Consider the following 23,143-nt stretch of genomic DNA (forward strand, 5'->3'; position numbering starts at 1 on the left):
AGCATCGATGAGTTTGACGATTGGTTACGAACTGTACCCCGTACGAATCGGGAACGACGAGGTGTAAGCCATCACCGTACACTGGCATGGTTACACGACGTATGCTTTCAAGGCCTGATAGACACGGTGGGTAGGCAGGCCCATCACGGTGTAAAATGACCCTTCGAGCCGCTCGATACCGACCAGGCCCACAAAATCTTGTGCCCCATACGACCCGGCTTTATCGAAGGGTTTACACGTTCGGATATAGTACGTAATCTCATCGTCGGTGAGCGGTGAAAACTGTACGATGGTTTCGTCCGTAAATGAGTATAATTGCGGATTGCCGTTGTTGTCGGGTGCCAGAATGGCCACGCCCGTACGGACACGGTGCGTGTTTCCCGACAGGGAGCGCAGCATCTGGTGAGCTTCGGCTTCATCCTGTGGTTTATTGAGAATTTGATTGCCCAGAATAACAACCGTGTCGGCACAGAGCACGATTCGGGCCGGAATCTGGCTATCGGAGCGGTCGGTCAGAAACTGCTCTGCTTTTTGCCGGGCCAGGTATTCGGCAACTTCATCGACGGGCATCGTTACGGGAAATAGCTCATCGGTTGGGCGCGTCTCGATGGTAAACGAAAAGCCGGCATCCGTCATAAGTTGTTTTCGGCGGGGCGATCCTGACGCCAGTACTAAAGGATAACGTAACGTTAACACAGGTAAAAAAAGATTAAGTAGAAATGATAACAAATGACTGGATTGTGGACGGGGTAATGTAGCGGTAAAATTTCACACTATATTCGTAGATCGTCATACCGATAATTCATCCTTAATAGACATTCCTTTGATTATTCGACCTGCCACCCTGGCTGATGCTGCCCTGCTTACGGAGCTATCGGCCATAACCATGCGTGAGGCCTTCGGGCCACCCCATAACCCGGCCGAACTTGTAGATGAATACATTGCTTCGTCCATAACGCAACCGATTCTGGAAACAGAGTTGATGGATCCCCGATCAACCTTTTTTTTGATGGTTTTACCCGATGGTACACTTGTTGGCTACGCAAAATTAAGAAAGCACGCGCCACCAAGACGAATGAAACAGCGTAATGCCATAGAGATTCAGCGAATTTATTTAGTAGCGTCGCAGATAGGGCAGGGGCAGGGTCGAGCGTTAATACAGTATTGTCTTGACTGGGCCCGCGCGCAGAAGTACAAGGCTGTGTGGCTGGGTGTATGGGAACGAAACGTTCGGGCGAGAGCATTTTACGAAAAGATGGGCTTCACGCCGTTGGGCTTTCATTATTTTCAGTTCGGTTCTGAACGACAACGGGACTTATGGCTCCAGAAACAGTTGGACGCTTGACGAACCTACCCGGCCGACGATGCTGATTAAACTATTTGCTGCGGTTTGGCTCCAAAGGTCGTTTGTGTTTATACGCAGGTAAAGTTGATAAGCAGAAAACCGTAAATTAAGTAAGCAAGTTTAGCTATACTATTGGTAGGCAACGGTTTACTACCCTAACAACGTTATAAGGCGCTAGTATGAAGCAATGAATAAGCGGTATCTGTCTATGCATGTGTCTTTCCTGCGCCATTTCTTGGTGTGGTTGATCTGCATGGCCGGATATTCTGTTAACGTAGCCGCCCAGTCCGATAGCAGTCAGCGAAGCATCAATCCGAAACAAGCATCGCCCGCGCCGACAAGTCAGATTAAAGCAGATACCCTGCGGCCTAAACCCATGCAGCAGGGATACCCGGATTCGTTGGCGATCATCCGCTCGGTAACGGCCGATAGCGTGCTGATGCTGCGTGACAGCGTTTTTTACAGCAAACTGAAAACCAAAATGTACAAGCACCGACTAACCCGGCAGTTGTACGATGCTATATTTCAGGACGTTTACAATAGCCGGGCGGCAACCGGTGAAGTGAATCAGATTGAAGTCAATCCGTTCCGCATATTTGAGGGAAAAATTATCGGCGACATTTATATCCGGCGACTTGGTGTATTTGGTCAGACCGTATATGACACCCTGCGTAAACCCGCCAACTGGGTTGAGCGGACGGGAAATCGACTGCACTTCAATACCCGTGAGCACGTTATCCGGAATTCTTACCTGCTCTTTCGGCAGGGTGATGTGCTTGATCCGACTGTGTTACGCGATAACGAACGACTGTTGCGGACAACGTCGATCTTCCACGATGCCCGGATTCTGGTCCTGCCGCGTGCGGGTAGCAAGCAGTTCGTGGACGTTTATGTCATTACCCAGGATGTCTGGTCCTTGTTGCCCAATGGAGGTTTTGGCGGGCTTACCAACTTCAGTGTTGGGTTCGATCAGCTTAATTTCCGGGGGCTGGGGCACCATTTGTTTGCGCAGGTAGCTTACTCGGGCACTGATCCCCGGCAAAAAGTAGAATACCAGTCTCGCTATACGGTGCCGTTTATCGGAAAAACCTTCCTGACTGCCGAAGCAGATTTGCTGTATCTGCGTGACCTGAAACAGGTAGCCGTAAAACTGTATCGCCCTTTTCTGACGCCCGACATGAAATACGCCGGGGCCCTCGAACTAAACCACACCAAGATTAACAACCGGTTGATCACCCGGAACGATAGTGTTTTGCTGGTTCCGCTCAGTTATGATTACTCGGATGTCTGGATTGGCCGTTCATTTCGCTTATTTTACAAACGGCGCGAATCGGACGAAAAGGGACGGTCAAGGCTCATTGTGGCTTTGCGTAATACACGCTACACCTACAGGCGTCGCCCCGACGTAACGGCCGATACCAACCAGATCTATCAGGATAGCCGCACGACCCTGTTTAGTGTAGGGTATTCCCGGCGTAAATACGTACGTGATGTCTTGATTTATGGCTTTGGTCGCACGGAGGACGTCCCGATTGGGGAAACCGTAGCGGGTATTGCCGGATACGATAATGCCGAACTGGGTAGACGGATGTATGTAGGCCTGAATTTTTCGCAGGGTAAATATGTCCGGCATCTGGGATACGTATACGGACTGGTCAACGTCGGCGGCTACATTCGCAGTAGTCACATTGAGCAAGGCGTGTTTTCGTTTGAATCGAACTATTTCAGTCCGTTGCTGAAAACGAAATGGGGAAACATGCGTCATTTTTTCAATACCCGTTTTACCACGGGTATCAACCGGTTTACCAATGAATACATTACGTTAGGCAGTAGTGGGGGCGGTATCAATACGGATGGGATAGGCATCAACAGCGATGCGTTGCGGGGAACGAAACGGTGGCTCATCAATTACGAAAATATTCTGTTCTCCCGCCTGAACCTGGTTGGCTTCCGGGTTGCCTTCATCACCTTCGTTAACCTGGGGCTGACCAGTTTCCCCGAACGGCCTCTGTTTAGCGGGCCGCTTTATCAGGGGTATGGCCTAGGGTTTCGCCTGCGGAATGAAAACCTGACCTTTAACAGTTTTCAGATCAGACTGACGTATTACCCTAACATTCCGGGTAATACAATACCCTTCCGGCAGGCATTTGAGGGCGTTCCGACGTTGAGACTTCGCGACTTTGACCTGTCGGCCCCACAGATTGTCCCGTATCGATAAAAATAAATGGATATAATGTATAGACATTAAATACATTTACATTATCTTTGTGGTATGTCAATAGAAACAGACATTAAACAGAGTGCACCGTTCAAATCATCCTATCATCGGGTGATTGTGAATCTGATTTATACGACCAACTGGCTTACCGATAGCCAGACGCAACTGTTGAAGCCATCAAAATTGACGATACAGCAGTACAACGTGCTGCGAATTTTGCGGGGTCAGTTTCCTAACCCCATAAAGGTGTCTGATATTACGGAGCGGATGCTCGATAAAATGTCGAATGCGTCGAGGTTGGTTGATAAATTAGTCGCTAAAAAGCTGGTGCTGCGCACGGAGTGTCCCAGTGACCGCCGTGCGGTAGATGTCGTCATTACGGAGAAGGGCCTTGAGTTACTGAAGCAGTTGGATGCGCGTCAGAGCGAATGGGATACCTTATTGCAAGATAAGCTGACGACCGATGAAGCAACTATGCTCAGCAACCTGCTCGATCGACTGCGGGCTTAATTTTCGGATAGAGTTATTTTGTTTTTCACTTGTATTTTCTAATCGCTTATTTACTACAAACCAATGAAAAAAGTCACAATGATCGCTGCCCTGCTGTTCGCTTCAGTAGGCGCTTTTGCTCAAAACTGGACCCTCGATAAGGCTCACTCTAGCCTGAATTTTTCGGTGACACACATGATGTTGTCGGAAGTGGATGGCAAGTTCCAGAATTTCGATGTTAAAATGACATCCTCGAAGCCTGATTTTACGGATGCTCAAATCGACCTGACTGCCGATGTAAACAGCATCTATACAAACCAGGAAAAACGCGACGGACACCTGAAAGGGGCCGATTTCTTCGATGCTGCCAAATACCCAACGCTGGCGTTCAAAAGCAAGTCGATCAGCAAAGTATCGGGCAACAAATACAAACTGGTCGGCGACCTGACGATGCACGGTGTTACCAAGCCAGTAACGCTTGATGCTGTGATCACGGGTCCTGTTACCAATCCACAAAACAAGAAAACCCTGGCTGGTTTCAAAGTAACGGGTGAAGTAAAACGGGCTGACTTTACGCTGGGCACGGTTCCTGCCGCTGTTGTTAGCGACGAAATCGCGATCCGCGCTAGTGGAGAGCTGGTTAAAAGTAACTAGTTTGCTCTTATGTACATGGATCCCTGCTACCCAACGGTGGCAGGGATTTTTTATGTAAAACAGGCAGCTTGCCCGCGTTACATAAAGGCCGGGAAATCGTCGAGAAACTGAACGGTTGTCGTTGTGTGGTCGATGCTACAACAATAGTGGGTTAAACCATTGGAGATGACCAGATAAGGCGCTTTGTGCACGTGATTGTAGCGAGCAATCTGATCGAATACCGACTGGGTCAGTGCTATATGAGGAGCCTTGCACTCAACGACCAGAAAGGGCTGCCCCTGTCGGTCGAACGCAACGACATCCGTACGCTTCTGGGTCTGGTTGAGAACCAGGCCACCTTCGGCGCGAATGAGGGCCTTGGGGTACGCATAGTGCGTCAATAACAGGTTGACAATATGCTGCCGTACCCATTCTTCGGGCGATAGCCGAACGTACTTCCGGCGTAATGAATCGAAAATATAGGGTTTCCCTTCGACTTGTTTAATTTTACAGTCGAAAGGAGGGAGATTCAGCGCAACCATACCTCAAATATACAAAGAGCGAAAGGGTGAAAGACTAAAAAATGAAGACAAAAGAAGAAATCGTTTTAAACTGGTTGCCCCGTTATACCGGTACGCCTATCGAGCAATTTGGCGAATACATTCTGCTGACCAACTTTATCAATTACGTCGAACTGTTCGCCAAAAAGTTTGACGTCGAGATTTTTGGTATGGGCCGGGCCATGCAAACGGCAACTGCCAACAATATTACGATCATCAATTTCGGGATGGGGAGCGCCATGGCCGCCACGGTCATGGACCTGCTCTCGGCGGTTGATCCCAAAGCCGTATTGTTTCTGGGCAAATGTGGTGGGTTGAAGAAAACACAAATTGGTGACCTGGTTCTGCCCATCGCGGCCATTCGGGGCGAGGGGACCAGTAATGACTATATGCGTCCCGAAATTCCGGCATTGCCCTCCTTCCGGTTGCAGCGAGCCGTATCATCGACCATCAAACGGTACGAGTTGGATTACTGGACCGGTACCGTTTACACGACGAACCGGCGCATTTGGGAACACGATGAAAAGTTTAAAGATTACCTGCGCGAAATCCGGACGATGGCGATCGACATGGAAACGGCGACCATTTTTACCGTTGGCTTCGTCAACTCAATTCCGCACGGCGCTCTGCTGCTGGTATCCGACAATCCATTGGTGCCCGAAGGCGTAAAGACTGAGGAAAGTGATAAACGCGTAACAGGGCAATTCGTCAATGTCCACCTCGATATTGGCATCGATGCGCTGCTCGAACTCGAATCCTCCGGCGATTCAGTCAAGCACTTGCGGTTTGAGTAACTCACCTGGCTGTTGTGAAAGACGATTGAAGCGCCAACTCCCGGTGCAGCCACTGGCGAGTACGTAGGTCTGGTTTTCTGCCGACTGCTGGATTCAGAGGGTGAGTCATAATTAATCAGTCAAACTAACCGTCAGTTGCAACTGAGTTCCCTGACCCGATGCCGATCGCACGGCCAATTGACCACCCATGGCCTGTGCTCGGTATTGCATGCTGGTCTGGCCGGGCTGTGTGGTGTTGAAGCAGTTTAATGTGTGCTTCCTTTTTCTCGGCCTGGTATTTGGCCACCAGCCGCTGCACTTCCGCCGTTGTGCGAATGGCCGTCGAAGAGTCTATCGCCTGATTTCGGGCAAGCTGAAAAGCATACGCCTGCTGAAAAATTGTTCATGCCTCCATAAAGATCTGCCAGCCCCTGGGTGTAAATAGCCGCTTTATCTTTATTTCCCATGGCATTCGCCAAGGCAAGCGCCTTTTTTATGTACTGCTCGGCAAGCTTATACTCCTTCAACTCTTCACAAACCTGGCCTAAGTTGAAATAATCGGTTGCCATGCCTGATTGGTGCTTTTGCTTTATAGAAATCGCCAGCGCCTGTTCAATCGCACGTTTAGCCTCGCCAAGCCGTCTTGTTTTGCGTAAGACCAATCAGACCAATCCAGTATCGACCAACACATCAGATTGCAGAAGCTTCATTAGAGGCTATGTACGTGCTGGCCGGTATATACCACTACCGAAGTGTAGCTCTCTTGCTATTTTGTCGGCTAGCCGCAGCATAGAATCAGCCCGTTGGTAATTGGCTTTGACGCGGGTGGTTAGCCGACCCAATTGGAGCAGCGCATTGACGTAGTTGGTATCGTTCGGGCTATGAGTCTGGGCATATGTCTCCAGCGAATCGATTGATTGAGGGACCTGAGCCAGCACCCCCCTGAATCAGCGCTACGCTCAGTAACAGAAACCGATAAACGTATTTCATAGGTATCTTTGGGATGACTGGACACAATCATCCCAAAGCGAGTCGTTCCTTCAGATTGAGCAGATGGTAGTGCTATTCGTCCAGAAAGCTGAACCCGCTTTGGGATGCTGTATACGTGTGCCCAAGTGCATACGCCAAATATACTATACAAGGCTATGACCTAGTTAATCCACTGACCAATTGTAAGATAATAAAAGCAGTAGCCTACCTAACTTCGCCTAGTTACAGTAGTCGCTGATCACTTTGTATGCTGGACTATAGCCTAACTCACCGGCTTTGGATAAGTCAAGGCAACCACCATTTTCGTCGCCAAGGCTGTGTTTAATGAGGCCACGCACGTAATAAGCCTCGGCATAACGAGGGTTGAGCTTGATGGCACTGTTGCAGTCCGTGAGCGCTCCTTTCTGATCGCCCTGAGCCGACCTGATCATGCCCCGGCTGAAATACGCTTCGGCGTAGGCCGGACTCAGTTCAATGGCTTTGTTCAGGTCAAGAATAGCGGCTTTAGGCTCCCCCTGCTTGTTTTTACTGACGCCCCGGCTAAAGTACGCTTCGGCACGTTCGCTGCCCAGTTCGTTGATTTTGCTGCGCTCCTGAACAACGTTGCGGAGGTTATCCAGAATAGCGTGCGTCATTCGTCCGGTATAAACGACTTTAGCATCTACATTAACGTTATTGATTTCGATAGCCTGGTTAAAATCAACTATGGCGCCTTTCTGGTCGCCAAGTTTGCTTCGGCAAAATCCCCGGCCATAATACGCCCGGTAATTAGTACCCTTGAGCGAAATGGCCCGGTCATAGTCGCCGAGGGCTGCTTTATAATCGTCCAGTTTGCTTTTTGCAAAGCCCCGGTAGAAATAGGATTCCGCATCTTCGGGGCTCAGCTCGATCGCTTTGTTCAGGTCGATTATGGCTCCGGCGAAATCAGTCAACTCAACTTTAGACAGTCCCCGCCCGGCATAAGCCTGTGGTCGCTTAGGCGTAAGTTCGACAACTTTTGTAAAATCGGCGACGCTGCCCGAGTAGTCTTCCAGTTTTTGTTTGGTAACGGCCCGTGTGTAATAGGCCTGCGCATTGGTTGGCTCCAGTTCAATTGTTTTGGAGAAATCAGCCAGTGCACCCCTGAATTGGTCGATGCGGCTACGGCTGACGCCCCGGTTGTAATATGCTTGTGCGTCGTCGGGATTGAGTTCAATGGATCGGCTGTAATCCAATAGAGCGCCCCGGTGATCGTCCTGGCGGCTTTTGCTGACGCCCCGGCTCAGGTACGCCAGCGCATCTTTCCCATTCAGATCAATAGCTTTATCATAATCCAGAATAGCCCCCCGGTGGTCTTTTAAATTTGCTTTGACTAAACCCCGATTGTAATAACTCGCGGAGTTTTCGGGATTCATCGTGATTGCCATACTAAAGGCCTGCAAGGCACCCGTAAAATCGTTCGATTTACTTTTAGTAATCCCGCTGTCGAAGAAATCGATGGCCGTTTGCTGGGCATTGGTAACAAAGGAGGTACTGGCACACGAAAATAGTGTGAGCAGCGTCAGTACATGTCGCTTCATCGTAAGTGGAGTAGTAAATTATGGTGAGTAAATGCTCGGTTAAGCGTGCTAAAATTAACCGCTTGTTACCTATTAATCAAGTTGTAGCTACTAAAAAGTGTAATATTTCGAGGGATTAGGTGAAATAGAAGTATTATGCCTTAATAAGATAGTTGTGGAAGACAAAATGATCTGGAATCAAAGCTCTACGTAGTAAGCTAATTTAGAAAGGAAGTCAGCCATTTTGGTCAGCCCTTTTTACCCTATATAGCCTGTGGTGTGCCATTGTGGCAGTATCAATTTGTCGGTATCTTTATAATCCGGACATAATGGCGCATATTGTTGCCGCTATCAGATTGGTACAGCTTTTGACTAAGGATGTTTGTGTTTGACAATAAACAACCTACTGAAAACAGATAAGACAATGGCAACTTTAGTTCGATACAATAACTTCCCTACCTTTTTCAATCCATTCTACGGCCGTCCCGTTATCAATCGGTATCAAAATACGACGCCTAACGTTCCAGCCGTAAATGTCAAAGAAACGGAAACGGGTTTCCAGCTTGAGCTAGCGGCTCCCGGTTTGAAAAAAGAAGATTTGAAAATCAATGTTGACAATAATAAGCTGACGATCGCGTATCAATCAGAAGCGAAAAGTGAAGAAACAACTGAGAAATTTACCCGGCAGGAGTTTGGCTTCACGTCGTTTGAACGCAGCTTCCGCCTGCCGAAAACGGTAAATGCTGATGCCATCAAAGCTGCTTATGCTGCTGGTATCCTCACCGTTGAATTACCAAAAGTTGAGGTAAAAGAAGAAAAATTAGTGAAAGAAATTGTCGTTGCTTAATCGTACTCGACAGAATCGAAACGCCCGCGCCACTTGGTGCGGGCGTTTTTGTTTAATTCCAGTCAGGGACAGCTTCTTACCGTACCAGGTTCATAAACGCTTCCAGCTTTTGTTTATCCAGATGGCCGTTGGTGCGAACGCCACTGCAAATGTCAAGACCAAAGGGCTGGACCAGATCAAGGGCCTGGCGAACATTACCCGCATTCAGGCCCCCTGCCAGAAACACCGGCACCGACGATTGGTCAACAATCTGACGGCTCACCTGCCAGTTATGCACGCGTCCCGTGCCACCCAATTCTTTAATGGCCAGCGTTGGATTGCCCGAGTCGAGCAACAACGCATCGGCTCCGGATTGAACCGCCTGCAAGGCTTCATCGATGTTTCGCTCATCGAGCACATGAATGACTTGTACCAGCTTAATGGCCGGTAAGACCGTATGAAGCCGGGCGTAGGTATCGGGTGCTACGGCATCGACCAGTTGAATGGTATTGGCACCTACCCGAAGCTGATGGGCCACAATTGCATCGATACTGGTTTCGCTGGTGAGCATGAAGGTAGCCAGTGGTGGCGGTGTTGCCGCTACAATTTCAGCGGCCCGCTCGTCGGCTACAACGCCGGGACCGCTGGGCATCCGGCCTACCAGGCCCAGAGCGTCGGCACCCAGTCGGGTTGCCAGTTGGGCTTCATCGAGGCTGCTGATGCAGCAAATTTTCACTCTGGTTCGGAACGGAGACTGCATCGTTTGGGGTTGCTTACTAAAACTCAGGCGATAAATATAGTATACGCCGATAATAGAATGGCTCAGCAGTCCACAGTAGACACCTTCGCATCACTCCGCATTCCTGAATTTCGGTATTTCGTGATGAATAGTTTTCTGATTACGGCTACCCTGCTGATTCAGGAGGTTATTCTGGGTTACGAATTATACAAAATCACCCACGACCCCCTGATGCTGGGTTTGGTTGGCCTCGCCGAAGCGATACCGTTCATTGCGCTATCCTTGTTTGGGGGGCATCTGGCCGATCGGCGGGATAAAAAACAAATTCTGCTCTGGAGCTTGCTGGTTATTTTACTCGGGTCGGTTATTCTGTATCTGGTTTTTCAGCCCTCTGTTGTGGCTGGGTTATCACAAACCGCCCGGTTAGCGACGATTTACGGGGTACTGATGCTGATTGGCACGGCGAAAGGATTTTACTCACCAGCCAGCTCATCAATAAAACCCTTTTTGGTACCGCGCGAATTGTACGCCAACTCCGCCACCTGGAGCAGTTCATTCTGGCAGGCGGGGGCTATTGCTGGGCCGGGTCTGGCTGGGTTTCTCTACAGTTGGGTTGGGTTCGATAACAGCCTGATTGTGGTCATTGTCCTGCTGGCAGTCTGCTTTTTGCTGATCACGCTTATCGAACGGAAGCCGACTCCCGTTTCAGATGCGCCGGTATTGAGCCTACTGGAGAGTTTGAAAGAAGGTTTTCGCTTTGTCTTCAAGACCCAGATTGTGCTTTACGCAATCTCGCTCGATCTATTTTCGGTGTTATTCGGGGGCGTCGTGGCTCTTTTACCCGTTTTCGCCGAAGACATTCTGAAAGTCGGGGCCGAAGGACTAGGGTTTTTGCGGGCCGCCCCCTCCGTCGGCGCCTTGTTGACCATGGCTTACATGACGAAGCATCCGCCCACCCACAATGCCTGGCGCAATATGCTTCTTTCGGTAACGGGCTTTGGTATAGCAACTATTGTTTTTTCGCTATCGACAAACTTTTATCTGTCGTTGATCATGCTTGCCTTAACGGGGGCGTTCGATAGCGTCAGCGTAATCATTCGTCAAACGATCCTGCAAATTTTCCCACCCGATCACATGCGCGGGCGGGTGGCCGCCGTAAATGGTATTTTCGTTAGTTCGTCCAACGAAATTGGTGCCTTTGAGTCGGGGCTACTGGCCCGTTTGCTGGGCACAGTTCCTTCCGTGATGCTCGGTGGCGTAGTCACGCTGATCGTAGTGACCTACGTTTTTGCCAAATCGAAAGCGCTGTTTTCTGTTCGATTGAGTTGATCGAACGAATATGCGCCCGACCACCATCTGTTTTCGGGTAGTCGGGCGCATATGGGCAGTAGTAAGTTTCTTGCTACGCGTAGGCAGGCAACCTGTTGGAATCCGTAATAAATGCGTCAATGTCTATCCGCTCGTTGAGCAGAACGCGGGCGTTGAAAATTTCCCAGAATAACTCGTCCGAGAGTTGGTAATCGCGTTGCAGCCGAATCATATCCCGAGTACTTTCCTTTAGCTGGCCAATCGGGGCTTGCGCTTCGTAAGCGTGTAATTGAGCAGTTTCCATAGCCTTGTGTTATTAATGCGCGAGTTTTGTAAACACCCTCCGTATCTGATTGTTTTCAGTTAGAAAAGCCGCTTTTTGGGGCGGTTAGAATAATTATATTTCTCCTTTTATGCCTGCGTCGGAGAGCTACGTCAGACCCGGTAAGGTACAACTATAATTTTTTTGAAAATTTTTAATCATTTGATAGCCAAGGCCATTATGAAGCATTTCAACTTGTTTCTGTTCCTGACAGCCGCCAGCATAACTCTGCTGGCCCTGACGCCACCCGTCAAGCCAAAACCAATGAAATTAGTGAAGGTCTGGGAAACCGATACAACATTGCGAACACCCGAATCGGTCCTGTATGATGGGAATAATACCTTGTATGTAGCGAACATCGATGGGAAACCCGGTGAGCTCGATGGCAGTGGTTTCATTTCCAAAGTGACACTCGATGGTAAAATTGACAACCTGCGCTGGACATCGGGCCTGAACGCACCCAAGGGCATGGGACTCTATAAAAACCGGCTTTACGTGACTGACGTGTACCGGTTGGTCTGCATCAACACAGAGAATGGACAGGCCGAGAAGACCTGGGATGCCGTGGGGAAAGGTGGTTTTCTGAACGACGTGACCGTCGCGAAAGATGGTACCGTGTATGTCTCAGACAATCAGAACGATAAAATCTACCGCCTGAAAGACGAAAAGTGGGAGGTCTGGATGGAAGGTGAACAACTCAATAAACCCAATGGTGTGCTGGCCGTTGGTAAGAAAAAACTGATGGTTGGCAGCACCAAAATCGGGGCTTTGCGGGCCGTGGATCTGGCAACGAAAACAGTGACGACCCTGGCCGATGGTATGGCGGCTACGGATGGTATCGTCGCCGAAGGGAAAGGTAATTATTTCGTTTCGGACTGGAATGGTCAGATTTTTCACGTCGATGCCGATGGTACTAAAGTACAACTGCTCGACACGCGCGAACAAAAAATTAATGCCGCCGACATTGATTATATCGCCAATAAGAAGCTGCTGATTGTGCCGACATTCTACAAAAATTCGCTGGTAGCCTACCGGGTCGAATAACGTAGAGCGCGCACCGGCGGACCGGCATAGTTTCGGTTTGTTCGTATCAGCAATTTGAAACAGGAATGGGCCTTGGCAACCGCAGGTTGAAACCCGGTGCGGCCAAGGCCCATTCCTAATAAGAAACGGCGCATTTACTCATCATCCTGAAAATCAGCAGCATCGTCATCCGATTGATCGCGGGTGATGATTTCGGCCAGTCCCTGTATGGCCTGATCGATTGCATCCATGACTTCTGTCAGACGCTTCTGGCTTAGGTCGTCCTGCTCACTGATACCCACAACGGTTAATACCTCGAAGGATAAACGGGAAAGTTCGCCACCAATGCGCCGTAAGTCGTTTCGTGTATGTTCGGGAAGTTCACTCATCGTGTCTTTCAACTTAACAATTGCCTGGTGGCCAGTTCGACTTTTTCAGCCCCAAAACCTGCAATGGCCTGTTGCATGGCGTTCTGAATCAGGTCGTTGCCCAGATTGCCAATGCTCCCTTCGTGCGTATGGTGCAGGGTTCGCGGTGGTTCGTACGTATGGTCGGCAATTTCTTTGCCGACGGTTCGGTAGGCTTCCCGGAAAGGCACACCTTGTAGGACCAGCTCGTTTACGCGCTCAACACTGAATAGTAAATCGTATTTAGGGTCGTCTAGCAGGTTGGTTTTTACCTGGAGATGTTCGAGCATAAAGTCGGTAATCTCCAGACAGTCAATAATTTCGTCAAACGCAGGCATAAGAATTTCTTTCAGCAATTGCATGTCGCGGTGGTAACCGGAAGGCAGGTTGCTCATGACCAGCGTTACTTCCATAGGCAGCGCTTTCATGCGGTTGGTTTTAGCCCGTAGTAACTCGGCCACATCCGGATTTTTCTTATGAGGCATGATGCTGCTGCCCGTTGTGAGCGCATCCGGGAGAACCAGAAAACCGAAATTCTGACTGTTATACAGGCAAATATCCATCGCCATCCGCGAAAGGGTAGCCGCTATGGCGGCCAGCGCCGTCAGGGCTGTCTGCTCCGTTTTTCCGCGGCTCATCTGGGCGTATACAACGTTGACGTGCATGCCCTCGAAACCCAGCAATTCGGTCGTGAGGGTGCGGTTGAGCGGAAAGGATGACCCATAACCGGCTCCCGAACCAAGCGGATTTCGGTTGGCCAGCCGGTAGGCTGTTTGCAGGGTCAGCATATCGTCGGCAAGCGCTTCGGCGTAGGCACCAAACCACAGACCGAAGGAGGAGGGCATAGCGATTTGCAAATGTGTGTAGCCCGGCAGAAGATCGTTTTTGTGCTGCTCTGACCGACTGATCAGGCGATTGAATACGTTCTGAACGGCTTTGGCAACGTGCCAGAGTCGGTCGCGGGTAAAGAGTTTCAGATCGACCAGTACCTGATCATTGCGTGACCGGCCCGAGTGAATTTTTTTGCCAACATCGCCCAGCGACCGTGTCAGCAACAGCTCTACCTGCGAGTGTACATCTTCAACGCCGTCTTCAATGACGAACTGTCCCGCCTGACTTTGTTGATAGATCGTCTTTAACTCAGCCGTCAACAGCCTCAATTCATCCTTAGAGAGCAGGCCAATGGTTTCCAGCATTTGCGCGTGAGCAAGGTTGCCCAGTACATCGAAAGGAGCGAGGTACAAGTCCATTTCACGGTCGCGACCGACGGTGAAGCGTTCAATCTGTTCGGCGGTACTAACGCCTTCTTTTTGCCAGAGTTTCAAGGCTTGCGGAGTGAAAAAGTGAAAGAGCGAATGCCGAAGCGCTCGTTAAGTTGCGCAAAGTTCGTAAAGAAAATCGGGGAGACAACGGCTTAGCTGATTGAATCAGGTGCTGAGGTGGCGGCTTGTAAGCTCTTCCGCTCTGCTGCACCCAGCCACCAAAAGCCAGTTGCCGATGTCAGCCCGATGCCCGCTACGACCAGCCAGTGCGCCGAAAAGCCGAAATGGGCCACAACTTGTGACCCCAGAGCGGGTGATAGCGTTTGTGCCAGTGCACCACTCATGGAGGCCAACGCCAGGTATTGCCCACGGGTGGCCGGACTGGAGCGCCCAACCGTAAACGATTGAATGAAGGGCACCGCCAGCATCTCGCTCAGGGTGCCTACCAAAATGAAAACCAGGGCGATAGCCATAGGGGGCACCGACAGCCATTGGTGCAAAGCGAGCAGACCATAGGCAAGGACGGTCAACCCAACACCCGTAACAATCAGGTTAATTTTTGATCGTTGCTGCTGCTCGAGGCTATACACCAGCGCCATTTCCATACACACGATGATCAGACCATTGAGGGCCATCAGGCTCCCGATCGTACTTTCCTGCATCTGCATAACCTCCTTGAAGAATAAAGGCACGATGGAAAATAATTGCATAAAGGCCATCAGGTAGAGGCAGGAGCAAATGACGAAGCAAACAAACCAGGTGTCCCGGTAGGGTGATTGGTTTGTTGCCCGAACGACGGTAGTTTCTCCTGGCTGATTGTTGGTCGCAGATGTATTGTCTGGAACAGGCAAACAGAGCCACAGGACAATGCCCGCTGCTAAGCAGGTCAGGCCATCGGCCCAGAAAAGGAGATTGTAACTGATACCAGCTATCCAGCCGCCCAAGCCACCACCGACAGACCAGCCCAGGTTAATGGCCAGCCGATTGAGGGAGAATGCCCGTGTGCGGGTTTCAGTGTCTGAGTAGTGGGCAATAGCCGCCTGATTGGCGGGCCTGAACGCGTCGCCGAAGAGCGTAAACACAAACACGCTGGTGCAAAGAGCGGTAAAGTTGGTGACGAACTGGAGGCCCAGTAAAGCCATTCCACCAAACAGTAGGCTGAATAACTGAACGTAATAGAAACCAAACCGGTCGGTAAGCCGACCGCCGAGAAAGGTGCCCACAAAAGCGCCTAATCCATAAATGGCCATCACGATACCCGCATCCTGAACGGAATAGTGCAGGTGCTGTGTCAGGTAAAGCGTCATAAATGGCAAGACCATTGTGCCGCAGCGGTTGATAAGCATAACGCCCGCCAATAGCCAAACGGAGGGCGACAGGCCCTTATAAGCACGTTGATAGAGGTGGAGGGTGCGCTGAAACATAGCGCGAAGGTACGGGAAACCAGACCCGAAATAGCGGCAGCTTTACCAGAAACTATATACGTTAGCGTGACTTTCGCCGGGCATCGGCATCGTCGCCGGGCGCGACAAATATTTTTTTATCCGTAATCAGAGAGCGGTGTTCTTCCAGAAAGGCTTTGAGCAATCGGATTTCTTCCAACTGCTTGTCGATGGGGTGCGTAAGCGTATAGCTTTCTACGTGTACCTCCGTTGGACTGCCCGGTTTAAATTCTGTTATGACGTATTCCATCAGCTTGATGCCTTTACGTTTGAGGGCATGCAGGTAGAGGTTCTGGTGGTTGTGCTGGAAGCGGCCAGCCTGGTAGGAGGCCGTCGTTTTCAGATCGACCGCCTTGAATTTGCCAATTAGATCGACATAGCCGTAAAAGAGCACATCATCAATTTCCCACTGGCAATATACCTGCGTATCGACGATAGGGCGGGGAAGAAGCTTGCGAACTTTTTTGATGACGTCTGGGTCAAATCGTTCTTCGTTGGTGCCTTTAATAACGGCTTCTTCAAACGAAACCCCCCGTTCCTGCGCTGCGGTAGTGGGTGTGGGCACCCGATTAATCGAGTCAATCAGTTCCTGAGCCGAGAGGTTTCCGCCATGTACGTAACGGGCGAAGACATTCAGCAGGGAAGGGTAAAAGCGGTAATTGATCATGGATGCACGATTTGTCGTTTAGGGTAGTCCGTCACGACAAACCGCCCTAAACGACAAACCGTAAACCAGGTACTTAGTTTTTCACCACCAGCAGTACGCCCCCTATAATCAGCACAACACCCAACAGGCGCCAGCTATTGGCCGGGTGCAGTTGGAAACCAAGCAGACCGTAATGATCAAGGATAATGGCCGCTATCAACTGCCCGGCTACGCTCAGACTAACCAGGTTTGCGGTTCCGATTTTCGGCACGCTCACAATAACAGTTATCATATAAATGGCTCCCATCACACCGCCCAGCCATTTCCACCAGCTTACCTGCTTAATGGTGTCGAGTGATGGTGTCGACGAGCCGGATGCGGCAAAAAGAAGAAGTAAGACGACAAAGCCAGAACCGAATGAAATGGCGGCTGCCAGAATAGGGCTGGCCATAGCCTGTCTCAAGTTCGCATTCACGCCGGCCTGTACAGTAATGGCAAGCCCAACCAGAAACGCAAAGAGGATGTAGAGGTAATTCATGGCGTAAAGGTAACCAACGACGAAGCGCAGCCTTTTGCCGCGACCAAGTTTTCTGACGAACCCATCTTTTGTCAGCATGGATGCATTTTGTAGATTGCCATCCATTCCTAACCCAAACAGAATCAATAATATATGTTTATTATTTCGTATTACCCGCTGGCGGTCGTCGTCTGCTTTCTGACCATGCTTTGCTGGGGCTCCTGGGCCAACACGCAAAAATTAACGACCCAATCTGTTCCAACTACTATTTTTTATCGGGATTATACATACGGCATTCTGATACTAAGTGTGTTAATGGCCCTGACGTTGGGTAGCTTTGGTACGGCTGGTCGGCCCTTTCTGGTTGACTTAAACCAGGCGGGCATCCGAAACATTTTATATGCGTTAGTCGGTGGATTCGTATTCAACATAGCCAACATGCTCATTGTGGTTGGTATTGAACTGGCTGGATTATCAGTCGCCATGCCGGTTGGTATCGGGTTAGCGCTGATTTTAGGTGTAATTGTCAACTATATTCTGTCGCCCATAGGTAACTTAACTTTACTGCTGTCGGGTGTTTTTGCCATCTTTCTGGCGATTGTCTTCAGTGCATTGGCTTACCGGTCCAAAGCCACGACGGACTCACCCGTCAGCACCCAAGGGATTGCGGCCTCGCTGGTGGGTGGGTTTTTGATGAGCTTCTTTTTCTACTTCGTGGCGCGGGCCATGGCACCGGATTTTGCCAGCCCAGGGCCGGGTCTTCTGACACCCTATACCGCTTTGGTTCTGTTCGCAATTGGCGTTGTTGGCAGTACCCCGCTATTTCTGCCTGTGTTACGTCGGTTTGCCAGCAAGCCGGCCGATGGCGAAATTCACTATGGCGATGTGAGCCGCCGAAACCATAGAATTGGTATGCTCGGAGGGATGGTCTGGTGCCTGGGTTTGGCATCCAGCCTGCTGGCTTCGGGCGTGGCTGGCTACGCCATTAGTTACGGACTGGGTCAGGGCGCCACCATCGTTGCTGTGTTGTGGGGTGTGTTTATCTGGCATGAGTTTCGGGGCGCACCCGCTGTCTGTGGCCGCTATCTGACGCTCATGAGCCTGTTTTATGTGGTGGGGCTGGTCCTGATTATTTATGCAAAATGAGTTTTGGGGCTTGCTGGCTCTGGTCATACTGACCGATACGCCTACGTATATTCCTGCGTAAATAATGGTTTACTGCAACGGAATGAGGGTAAGGCGTGTATAGAGGATACGCTGCGATTACCGTGTGCTTGAATCCTGCCCGATAAAAAATAGCTGTCGGCAGAAGCAACTATCGACACAAAGAACAGCTCATGGATAAAATGGCCATCTTTGCGCCACAAGACGTCTATTCGTAGCAAAGCCAATTAATAAGTCTCCAATTTTCAATTCCCTATGCGTAAGTTATTCGCTTTTCTGTTCGTACTGGCATCGGTTGCCGCAAATGCTCAAACAGACACACTGACGAAAGCCAAACCACCCGTTAAGTCAACCAAGCCAGACAAACCATTCAAAGTAAGCATTGCCGGGGGCTTTGCCGCGCCTGCCGATGTACCAGCTAACACAAACGCCGACCTTAGTAAGGCCGGGTTTGTTTACAGCCTGGAGCCACAATATGAACTAACCAGAAATCTGGAAGTGGGCGTTCGCCTGGAACAGGCGTTTATCCAGCGCCCGGAGGTTCTCGACAACAATATCTCCCTGGCCAGTAAAGCAAAATCCATTTTATCCGCGTCTTTAACGGCCAATTACGTCATCAATACAAGCACGGGCCTGAAGCCTTATGTAGGCGTTGGCGCTGGTTTCTATTATGCCGAATCCAGCCAGCAAACCTATCAATTGCAGGGGAGCAGCTCCGTTGTTTCATACCCCCTGCCCACAACAACTGCCTTTGGTGGCCTGGGTAGAATCGGTGTTAAATACGGCATTGTGCATGTGGAAGCCAACTACAACCTAATCAGCGATACCAGCATTACCAACGCGGCCAGCCGACTCACCCTGACGGCCAATAATTCGTACTTCAGCGTAAAAGCGGGTCTTACCATTGGCGGTTCCCGTTAAACGGGTTATTGGTCTGGGCGTAGGCCACGCCGGGACGATTGCTTTAAAAAATAAGTACCCAATCGAACCTCTATCAGCCCATTGCTTTAGCGGTGGGTTTAGTCAACTCCATCCTATTCCGTTTCAACGGTTTAGCATGGGTTAAACCGTTGAAACGGTTCCTTTTTTATGCGCTTTGTTTGCGGGAGCCCATAGCTGAAGCAATGGGCTAACAAAAGACCTTTGTGTCAATTAGTTTGATCAAATCAATTGATCCGGCGTGGCCAAAACAACATTTACAGGTCGGCCAGGAGTAAAAACTGTTCGGCTGCGTGCCACGCATGAGGGAAGGCTATTTTTTTCCTGATCAGGTCTTTGTCCAGCACAGTCAGACCTGGATAATGGGCATCACTAGCTTGCTGTTCCCAGCTTAACGGATAGTCAATCGTGCCGATCAGGCCACGGTTCTCGTTATAAAAGTGATCTTCCGCCCAGGCGAAATAAGGATAATTGGCATTCGAACTGCCGGTAAATTTCTTGCCGGCTACGTGTTCAGACGTATAGGCCCACCAGAACAAGGACGAATAGCTGTCATACTGCCTGGGAATGTGATAAGGATCGGGTAAGCCGAGCGACTTGAGGCCATACTTGAACCATTTCGTTTGATAAACGGGATGATCGGCGTAGTCGGTCTTTCCAGCGATGTAGTCTTCTTTTTCAAACGGCTTTACCGAATCCAGTGCCATTTGCACCACTGGGTGGCTTTTATCGGAGACCAGAGAAACCAAAAACAATACCTCGCCTGGATTGTCGGCTTCGGCAAGGCCCTGTTTGTGGCGGTCGAACGGGTCGCGAATAGCCATGATCCAGTCACGAATCAGCGGAAGGTTTTTGGTCTTCCGCAGCACCATCGCCACCAGTGCGGCATCGCGGTAGCGGGGGTTTTGGTAAATCAGGAAATTGGGCATCGGGCGGCCATTTCTGACATTCATGAGAATTTCCTGATGTAGTACCCGGAGTATAGAACCGAACCGTTTGTTGACGAAGTCTGGTAGATTCAGCCGACTGCGCGTACCTGGAAGTAATCTGGGTCGTTTGTTTGTCTGGAGAAGCCATACGCCTGCTGCATCTTCCTGAATCTGAACCGTTTGTCCATTCGTCAGAACCAGGTGAACCAGATACGCTGGCGGGACAATGATTTCCTGCTTTACCGCCCATTGTTCCTCAATGTTGCCGGTCAGAGCATTCAATAGCCGCCCATTTCGATAAATCAGCTTGAGCCGGTCGCCCATCCCGAACAGGAAAAATTTCAGGTCAGGAAGCTCGTGTCGGTTTGGGTGCGTCTGACGAAGTAAATCGAGTTGGCTGCGGTAGGCGTCTAATTCGCCCGTTGGATTTGCATGCAGGCCTGGCGGTACAGGTTTTTGCGCCGAAGCGGAGAAGGCAAGAAACAATAAAAACAGGCAGATTTTGACCAACATCAGTACGCTTGTTTACCGTAAAAGGTAGTGAATGCAAAAACGACAGAGCAAGCGTCGTCTTTATTTTCGGCTGACTTCCCAATGGCAGTGGGGAGGCACTTCTTTAACTAGTTTGGGCATTTAGTTAAATAAATGCGTTTCTAAATAAACATTTGCGGATTGTATCGTCTTTAGTTATTAGCTAATTGATATATACGATTTATGCTAGTTATATCCCGTAGCACGTATAATTATGTTGTAATTTAGGGCTACCATTTCGGCGTTTTCGTTTGCCTGCCCTGTCGATTACGTTCGTTAGCAACGGGCTGCTTTTCAATGATTCCATCAACGATTGATCTTATAAACTGCGAGCAGGAACCAATCCACATTCTTGGTCATATTCAGGCTTACGGATACCTGATTGCAATTGAGCCTGGTACCTATTCGATTGTTCATGTTAGCAACAACATTGCCGATCTCGTTGGTACCGAGGCCGCCAAACTGCTGGGCCAGTCAATAGACAAGGTGCTGGCCGGTACGAATCTACCCATTTCTACACTAAGTGAAATTCTGAACGTAGGCCAGCGAAACGATTCGTGGGAAACCATGAATCCACACCGCCTGACCCTGAACGGGAACGACTGGAATCTAGTCATTCATTCGTATAAGGGACTCATCTTACTGGAGTGGGAGCCAATAGGCGATGAACATAATCAACCCATCAATCAGCTATTGATTTCACAGGCGCTGACAGAGGTGCAGTCCAGCCGTACGCTGAACGAACTGCTGCAGAATACTGCTCGTCGGGTCAAAACGATTATCGGTTTCGATCGGGTTATGGTGTATCGGTTCGGAGACGACTGGCACGGGCAGGTTATTGCCGAAGAAAAAGAAGATGATCTGGAGCCCTTTCTGGGCCTGCACTATCCGGCGTCGGATATTCCGAAGCAGGCCAGGGAATTATACAAAGTCAATTTAGTGCGCCTGATTGCCGACGCGGGCAGCGTACCGTCGGCTATTCTGTCCAGACCCGGCTGGCCCGCCAACCAGCCGCTCGATCTGACCCATTCGGTACTCCGGGCGGTGTCGCCGGTGCATATCGAATACCTCAAAAATATGGGGGTTCAGGCCTCCATGAGTATTTCACTCCTGTATCGGGGCGAATTGTGGGGGCTTATTTCCTGCCATAACAGGGCACCGCATTTTGTCAATTATCAGGCGCGGCAGGCCGCCAAGTTCGTTAGCCAGCTATTATCGGCGGCACTGGAGTTTCGGAAAGACAAGGAAGATCTGACGAACCTGCAGCAATACCAGCAAACGGGCCGGGAGTTGCACCAGCAGTTGCTTCTGAACGATGATGTGGTGCGGGCGCTCACGAAATTTCCCGTGACGGCCCTGGATATTACGGGCGCTACCGGAGCCGCACTCATCTTCAATAACAAAGTCTATCGGCTCGGCATAACACCTGATGATAAACAAATCCGGGCCTTGGCCGAGTGGATGGGTACAACAGGCACCGAATCGTTTTTACAAACCAGCCAACTGCCAGCCCTGTATCCATCCGCCGAAGCGTTTCGGGCGGTAGGTTCCGGGTTATTAACGATTGTTCTGTCAAGGGAGCTGAACGAATATCTTTTCTGGTTTAAACCCGAACGCGTTGAACAGGTTACCTGGGCCGGAAATCCCGATAAGGCGATTACCGTCGATGACGATGGACTCCGTCGGCTTAGTCCCCGTAAAAGTTTTGCGGCCTGGACAGAGATCGTACGCAATACGTCGGAACCGTGGACCGAAGCCGAGCTGTCCGTTGTGGTGAAGCTACGGGAGGATATTCTGCAGATTGTAACAAGGCAGGCCAACGAGATTCGTCTGCTCAACCAACGATTGCAGCTGGCTTACGAAGAACTGGATGCGTTCAGTTACACCGTATCGCACGATTTGCGTACGCCTTTATCGTCTATCCGGTGTTATGCCGAAATCCTGCTCGAAGAATATGGCGAAGATTTTTCGCCGGATGCACAGGCGCTCTTTCAAAAAGTCATCGACTCTACCGACCGGATGCGCCGGTTGATTCGTCACATCCTCTTCTACTCACGGATGGGCCGTTCGGAACTGGATACGCAATCGATTGATATGCGCCAGTTGCTGGAAGGTATCCGGGAAGAGCTTACGGTAACGTCGAAAGAGCGCTCGCTACGGATCGACATTGGCGATACGCCGTCGATCATGGCTGACCCAACGATGGCGCTGCAACTGTTTACCAACCTGATCAGCAACGCAGCTAAATACACGCAGCTCGCCACCGAAGCCGTCGTGAGCATCAAGGGTACGCAAACCGATAGCGAAGTCATTTATTCGGTAGAAGATAACGGGATTGGGTTCGATATGAAACATGCCGGTAAAATATTTGACTTGTTTAAGCGTCTGGAAAATGCCCGTGCTTTCGAAGGATCTGGTGTTGGGCTGGCTATTGTGAAGCGGATCATTAACCGGCATCAGGGCAAAATTTGGTTTCACAGCGAGCCAAACCAGGGCACTACGTTTTTCGTTTCGTTTCCGGTCAACCCTACTTAATGATAAG

23 protein-coding genes are annotated in these 23,143 nt (G+C 50.1%); 11 read left to right on the plus strand and 12 right to left on the minus strand.

The window, feature by feature from the left end:
* Positions 1 to 90: 90 nt before the first annotated feature.
* Positions 91 to 696: a Maf family protein gene (locus ACYU8Y_RS15150; RefSeq protein ID WP_460938634.1), complete on the minus strand. Its 606-nt coding sequence runs from the start codon at positions 694 to 696 to the stop codon at positions 91 to 93.
* Between the two features lie 127 nt (positions 697 to 823).
* Here ACYU8Y_RS15150 and ACYU8Y_RS15155 point away from each other — a divergent pair, with 127 nt between their 5' ends.
* From ACYU8Y_RS15155 to ACYU8Y_RS15170, 4 genes are all read left to right on the plus strand, one after another.
* Positions 824 to 1,345: a GNAT family N-acetyltransferase gene (locus tag ACYU8Y_RS15155; protein WP_460938636.1), complete on the plus strand. Its 522-nt coding sequence runs from the start codon at positions 824 to 826 to the stop codon at positions 1,343 to 1,345.
* 376 nt (positions 1,346 to 1,721) lie between these two features.
* A complete protein-coding gene (locus ACYU8Y_RS15160; protein WP_460939042.1) occupies positions 1,722 to 3,563 on the plus strand; it encodes a hypothetical protein in 1,842 nt (613 codons plus the stop codon).
* 54 nt (positions 3,564 to 3,617) lie between these two features.
* Positions 3,618 to 4,073: a MarR family winged helix-turn-helix transcriptional regulator gene (locus tag ACYU8Y_RS15165; RefSeq protein ID WP_460938638.1), complete on the plus strand. Its 456-nt coding sequence runs from the start codon at positions 3,618 to 3,620 to the stop codon at positions 4,071 to 4,073.
* A gap of 63 nt (positions 4,074 to 4,136) precedes the next feature.
* Positions 4,137 to 4,706: a YceI family protein gene (locus ACYU8Y_RS15170; RefSeq protein ID WP_460938640.1), complete on the plus strand. Its 570-nt coding sequence runs from the start codon at positions 4,137 to 4,139 to the stop codon at positions 4,704 to 4,706.
* Positions 4,707 to 4,783: 77 nt separating this feature from the next.
* Here the strand turns inward: ACYU8Y_RS15170 and ACYU8Y_RS15175 are convergent, their stop codons facing one another.
* Positions 4,784 to 5,227 (minus strand): type I restriction enzyme HsdR N-terminal domain-containing protein, encoded by a 444-nt coding sequence (locus tag ACYU8Y_RS15175; RefSeq protein WP_460938642.1) that lies wholly within the window; start codon positions 5,225 to 5,227, stop codon positions 4,784 to 4,786.
* A 41-nt stretch (positions 5,228 to 5,268) separates the two neighbouring features.
* On the opposite strand from ACYU8Y_RS15175, the gene ACYU8Y_RS15180 reads away from it, so the two are divergent.
* A complete protein-coding gene (locus ACYU8Y_RS15180; protein WP_460938644.1) occupies positions 5,269 to 6,039 on the plus strand; it encodes an AMP nucleosidase in 771 nt (256 codons plus the stop codon).
* Between the two features lie 245 nt (positions 6,040 to 6,284).
* Here the strand turns inward: ACYU8Y_RS15180 and ACYU8Y_RS15185 are convergent, their stop codons facing one another.
* On the minus strand, positions 6,285 to 6,680 hold the full coding sequence (locus tag ACYU8Y_RS15185; RefSeq protein ID WP_460938646.1) for a tetratricopeptide repeat protein: 396 nt from the start codon (positions 6,678 to 6,680) through the stop codon (positions 6,285 to 6,287).
* Between the two features lie 546 nt (positions 6,681 to 7,226).
* Entirely contained in the window at positions 7,227 to 8,567 is a 1,341-nt protein-coding gene (locus ACYU8Y_RS15190; protein ID WP_460938648.1) for a tetratricopeptide repeat protein, read from the minus strand.
* Between the two features lie 403 nt (positions 8,568 to 8,970).
* Here ACYU8Y_RS15190 and ACYU8Y_RS15195 point away from each other — a divergent pair, with 403 nt between their 5' ends.
* Positions 8,971 to 9,393, plus strand: coding sequence for an Hsp20/alpha crystallin family protein (locus ACYU8Y_RS15195; RefSeq protein ID WP_460938650.1), 423 nt, complete (start codon positions 8,971 to 8,973; stop codon positions 9,391 to 9,393).
* A 76-nt stretch (positions 9,394 to 9,469) separates the two neighbouring features.
* Here the strand turns inward: ACYU8Y_RS15195 and ACYU8Y_RS15200 are convergent, their stop codons facing one another.
* Complete coding sequence (locus ACYU8Y_RS15200; protein WP_460938652.1) at positions 9,470 to 10,132, minus strand: phosphoribosylanthranilate isomerase; 663 nt, start codon at positions 10,130 to 10,132, stop codon at positions 9,470 to 9,472.
* 57 nt (positions 10,133 to 10,189) lie between these two features.
* On the opposite strand from ACYU8Y_RS15200, the gene ACYU8Y_RS15205 reads away from it, so the two are divergent.
* On the plus strand, positions 10,190 to 11,440 hold the full coding sequence (locus ACYU8Y_RS15205; RefSeq protein WP_460938654.1) for an MFS transporter: 1,251 nt from the start codon (positions 10,190 to 10,192) through the stop codon (positions 11,438 to 11,440).
* Positions 11,441 to 11,513: 73 nt separating this feature from the next.
* Here the strand turns inward: ACYU8Y_RS15205 and ACYU8Y_RS15210 are convergent, their stop codons facing one another.
* On the minus strand, positions 11,514 to 11,723 hold the full coding sequence (locus ACYU8Y_RS15210) for a hypothetical protein (protein ID WP_460938656.1): 210 nt from the start codon (positions 11,721 to 11,723) through the stop codon (positions 11,514 to 11,516).
* Positions 11,724 to 11,921: 198 nt separating this feature from the next.
* On the opposite strand from ACYU8Y_RS15210, the gene ACYU8Y_RS15215 reads away from it, so the two are divergent.
* Entirely contained in the window at positions 11,922 to 12,785 is an 864-nt protein-coding gene (locus tag ACYU8Y_RS15215) for an SMP-30/gluconolactonase/LRE family protein (RefSeq protein ID WP_460938658.1), read from the plus strand.
* A 134-nt stretch (positions 12,786 to 12,919) separates the two neighbouring features.
* On the opposite strand, the gene ACYU8Y_RS15220 is transcribed toward ACYU8Y_RS15215, so the two are convergent.
* From ACYU8Y_RS15220 to ACYU8Y_RS15240, 5 genes are all read right to left on the minus strand, one after another.
* Entirely contained in the window at positions 12,920 to 13,153 is a 234-nt protein-coding gene (locus ACYU8Y_RS15220; RefSeq protein WP_460938660.1) for a hypothetical protein, read from the minus strand.
* 8 nt (positions 13,154 to 13,161) lie between these two features.
* Positions 13,162 to 14,496 (minus strand): argininosuccinate lyase, encoded by a 1,335-nt coding sequence (gene argH / locus ACYU8Y_RS15225; protein ID WP_460938662.1) that lies wholly within the window; start codon positions 14,494 to 14,496, stop codon positions 13,162 to 13,164.
* A gap of 89 nt (positions 14,497 to 14,585) precedes the next feature.
* Positions 14,586 to 15,857, minus strand: coding sequence for an MFS transporter (locus ACYU8Y_RS15230; protein ID WP_460938664.1), 1,272 nt, complete (start codon positions 15,855 to 15,857; stop codon positions 14,586 to 14,588).
* A 61-nt stretch (positions 15,858 to 15,918) separates the two neighbouring features.
* The gene (locus tag ACYU8Y_RS15235; protein WP_460938666.1) at positions 15,919 to 16,542 is read right to left on the minus strand and encodes a hypothetical protein; all 624 of its coding nucleotides are present in this window, start codon (positions 16,540 to 16,542) and stop codon (positions 15,919 to 15,921) included.
* A gap of 73 nt (positions 16,543 to 16,615) precedes the next feature.
* Positions 16,616 to 17,059, minus strand: coding sequence for a DMT family transporter (locus tag ACYU8Y_RS15240; protein ID WP_460938668.1), 444 nt, complete (start codon positions 17,057 to 17,059; stop codon positions 16,616 to 16,618).
* 132 nt (positions 17,060 to 17,191) lie between these two features.
* On the opposite strand from ACYU8Y_RS15240, the gene ACYU8Y_RS15245 reads away from it, so the two are divergent.
* Positions 17,192 to 18,184, plus strand: coding sequence for a GRP family sugar transporter (locus ACYU8Y_RS15245; RefSeq protein WP_460938670.1), 993 nt, complete (start codon positions 17,192 to 17,194; stop codon positions 18,182 to 18,184).
* Positions 18,185 to 18,457: 273 nt separating this feature from the next.
* Positions 18,458 to 19,123 carry an outer membrane beta-barrel protein gene (locus ACYU8Y_RS15250; protein ID WP_460938672.1) on the plus strand — a complete coding sequence of 222 codons (666 nt, stop codon included), beginning with the start codon at positions 18,458 to 18,460 and terminating at the stop codon, positions 19,121 to 19,123.
* Positions 19,124 to 19,398: 275 nt separating this feature from the next.
* On the opposite strand, the gene ACYU8Y_RS15255 is transcribed toward ACYU8Y_RS15250, so the two are convergent.
* Positions 19,399 to 20,583: a hypothetical protein gene (locus ACYU8Y_RS15255; protein WP_460938674.1), complete on the minus strand. Its 1,185-nt coding sequence runs from the start codon at positions 20,581 to 20,583 to the stop codon at positions 19,399 to 19,401.
* Positions 20,584 to 20,898: 315 nt separating this feature from the next.
* On the opposite strand from ACYU8Y_RS15255, the gene ACYU8Y_RS15260 reads away from it, so the two are divergent.
* Positions 20,899 to 23,136, plus strand: a complete 2,238-nt coding sequence (locus ACYU8Y_RS15260) for an ATP-binding protein (RefSeq protein WP_460938676.1) — start codon at positions 20,899 to 20,901, stop codon at positions 23,134 to 23,136.
* Positions 23,137 to 23,143 lie beyond the last annotated feature (7 nt).

The organism is Spirosoma humi, assembly GCF_054776575.1.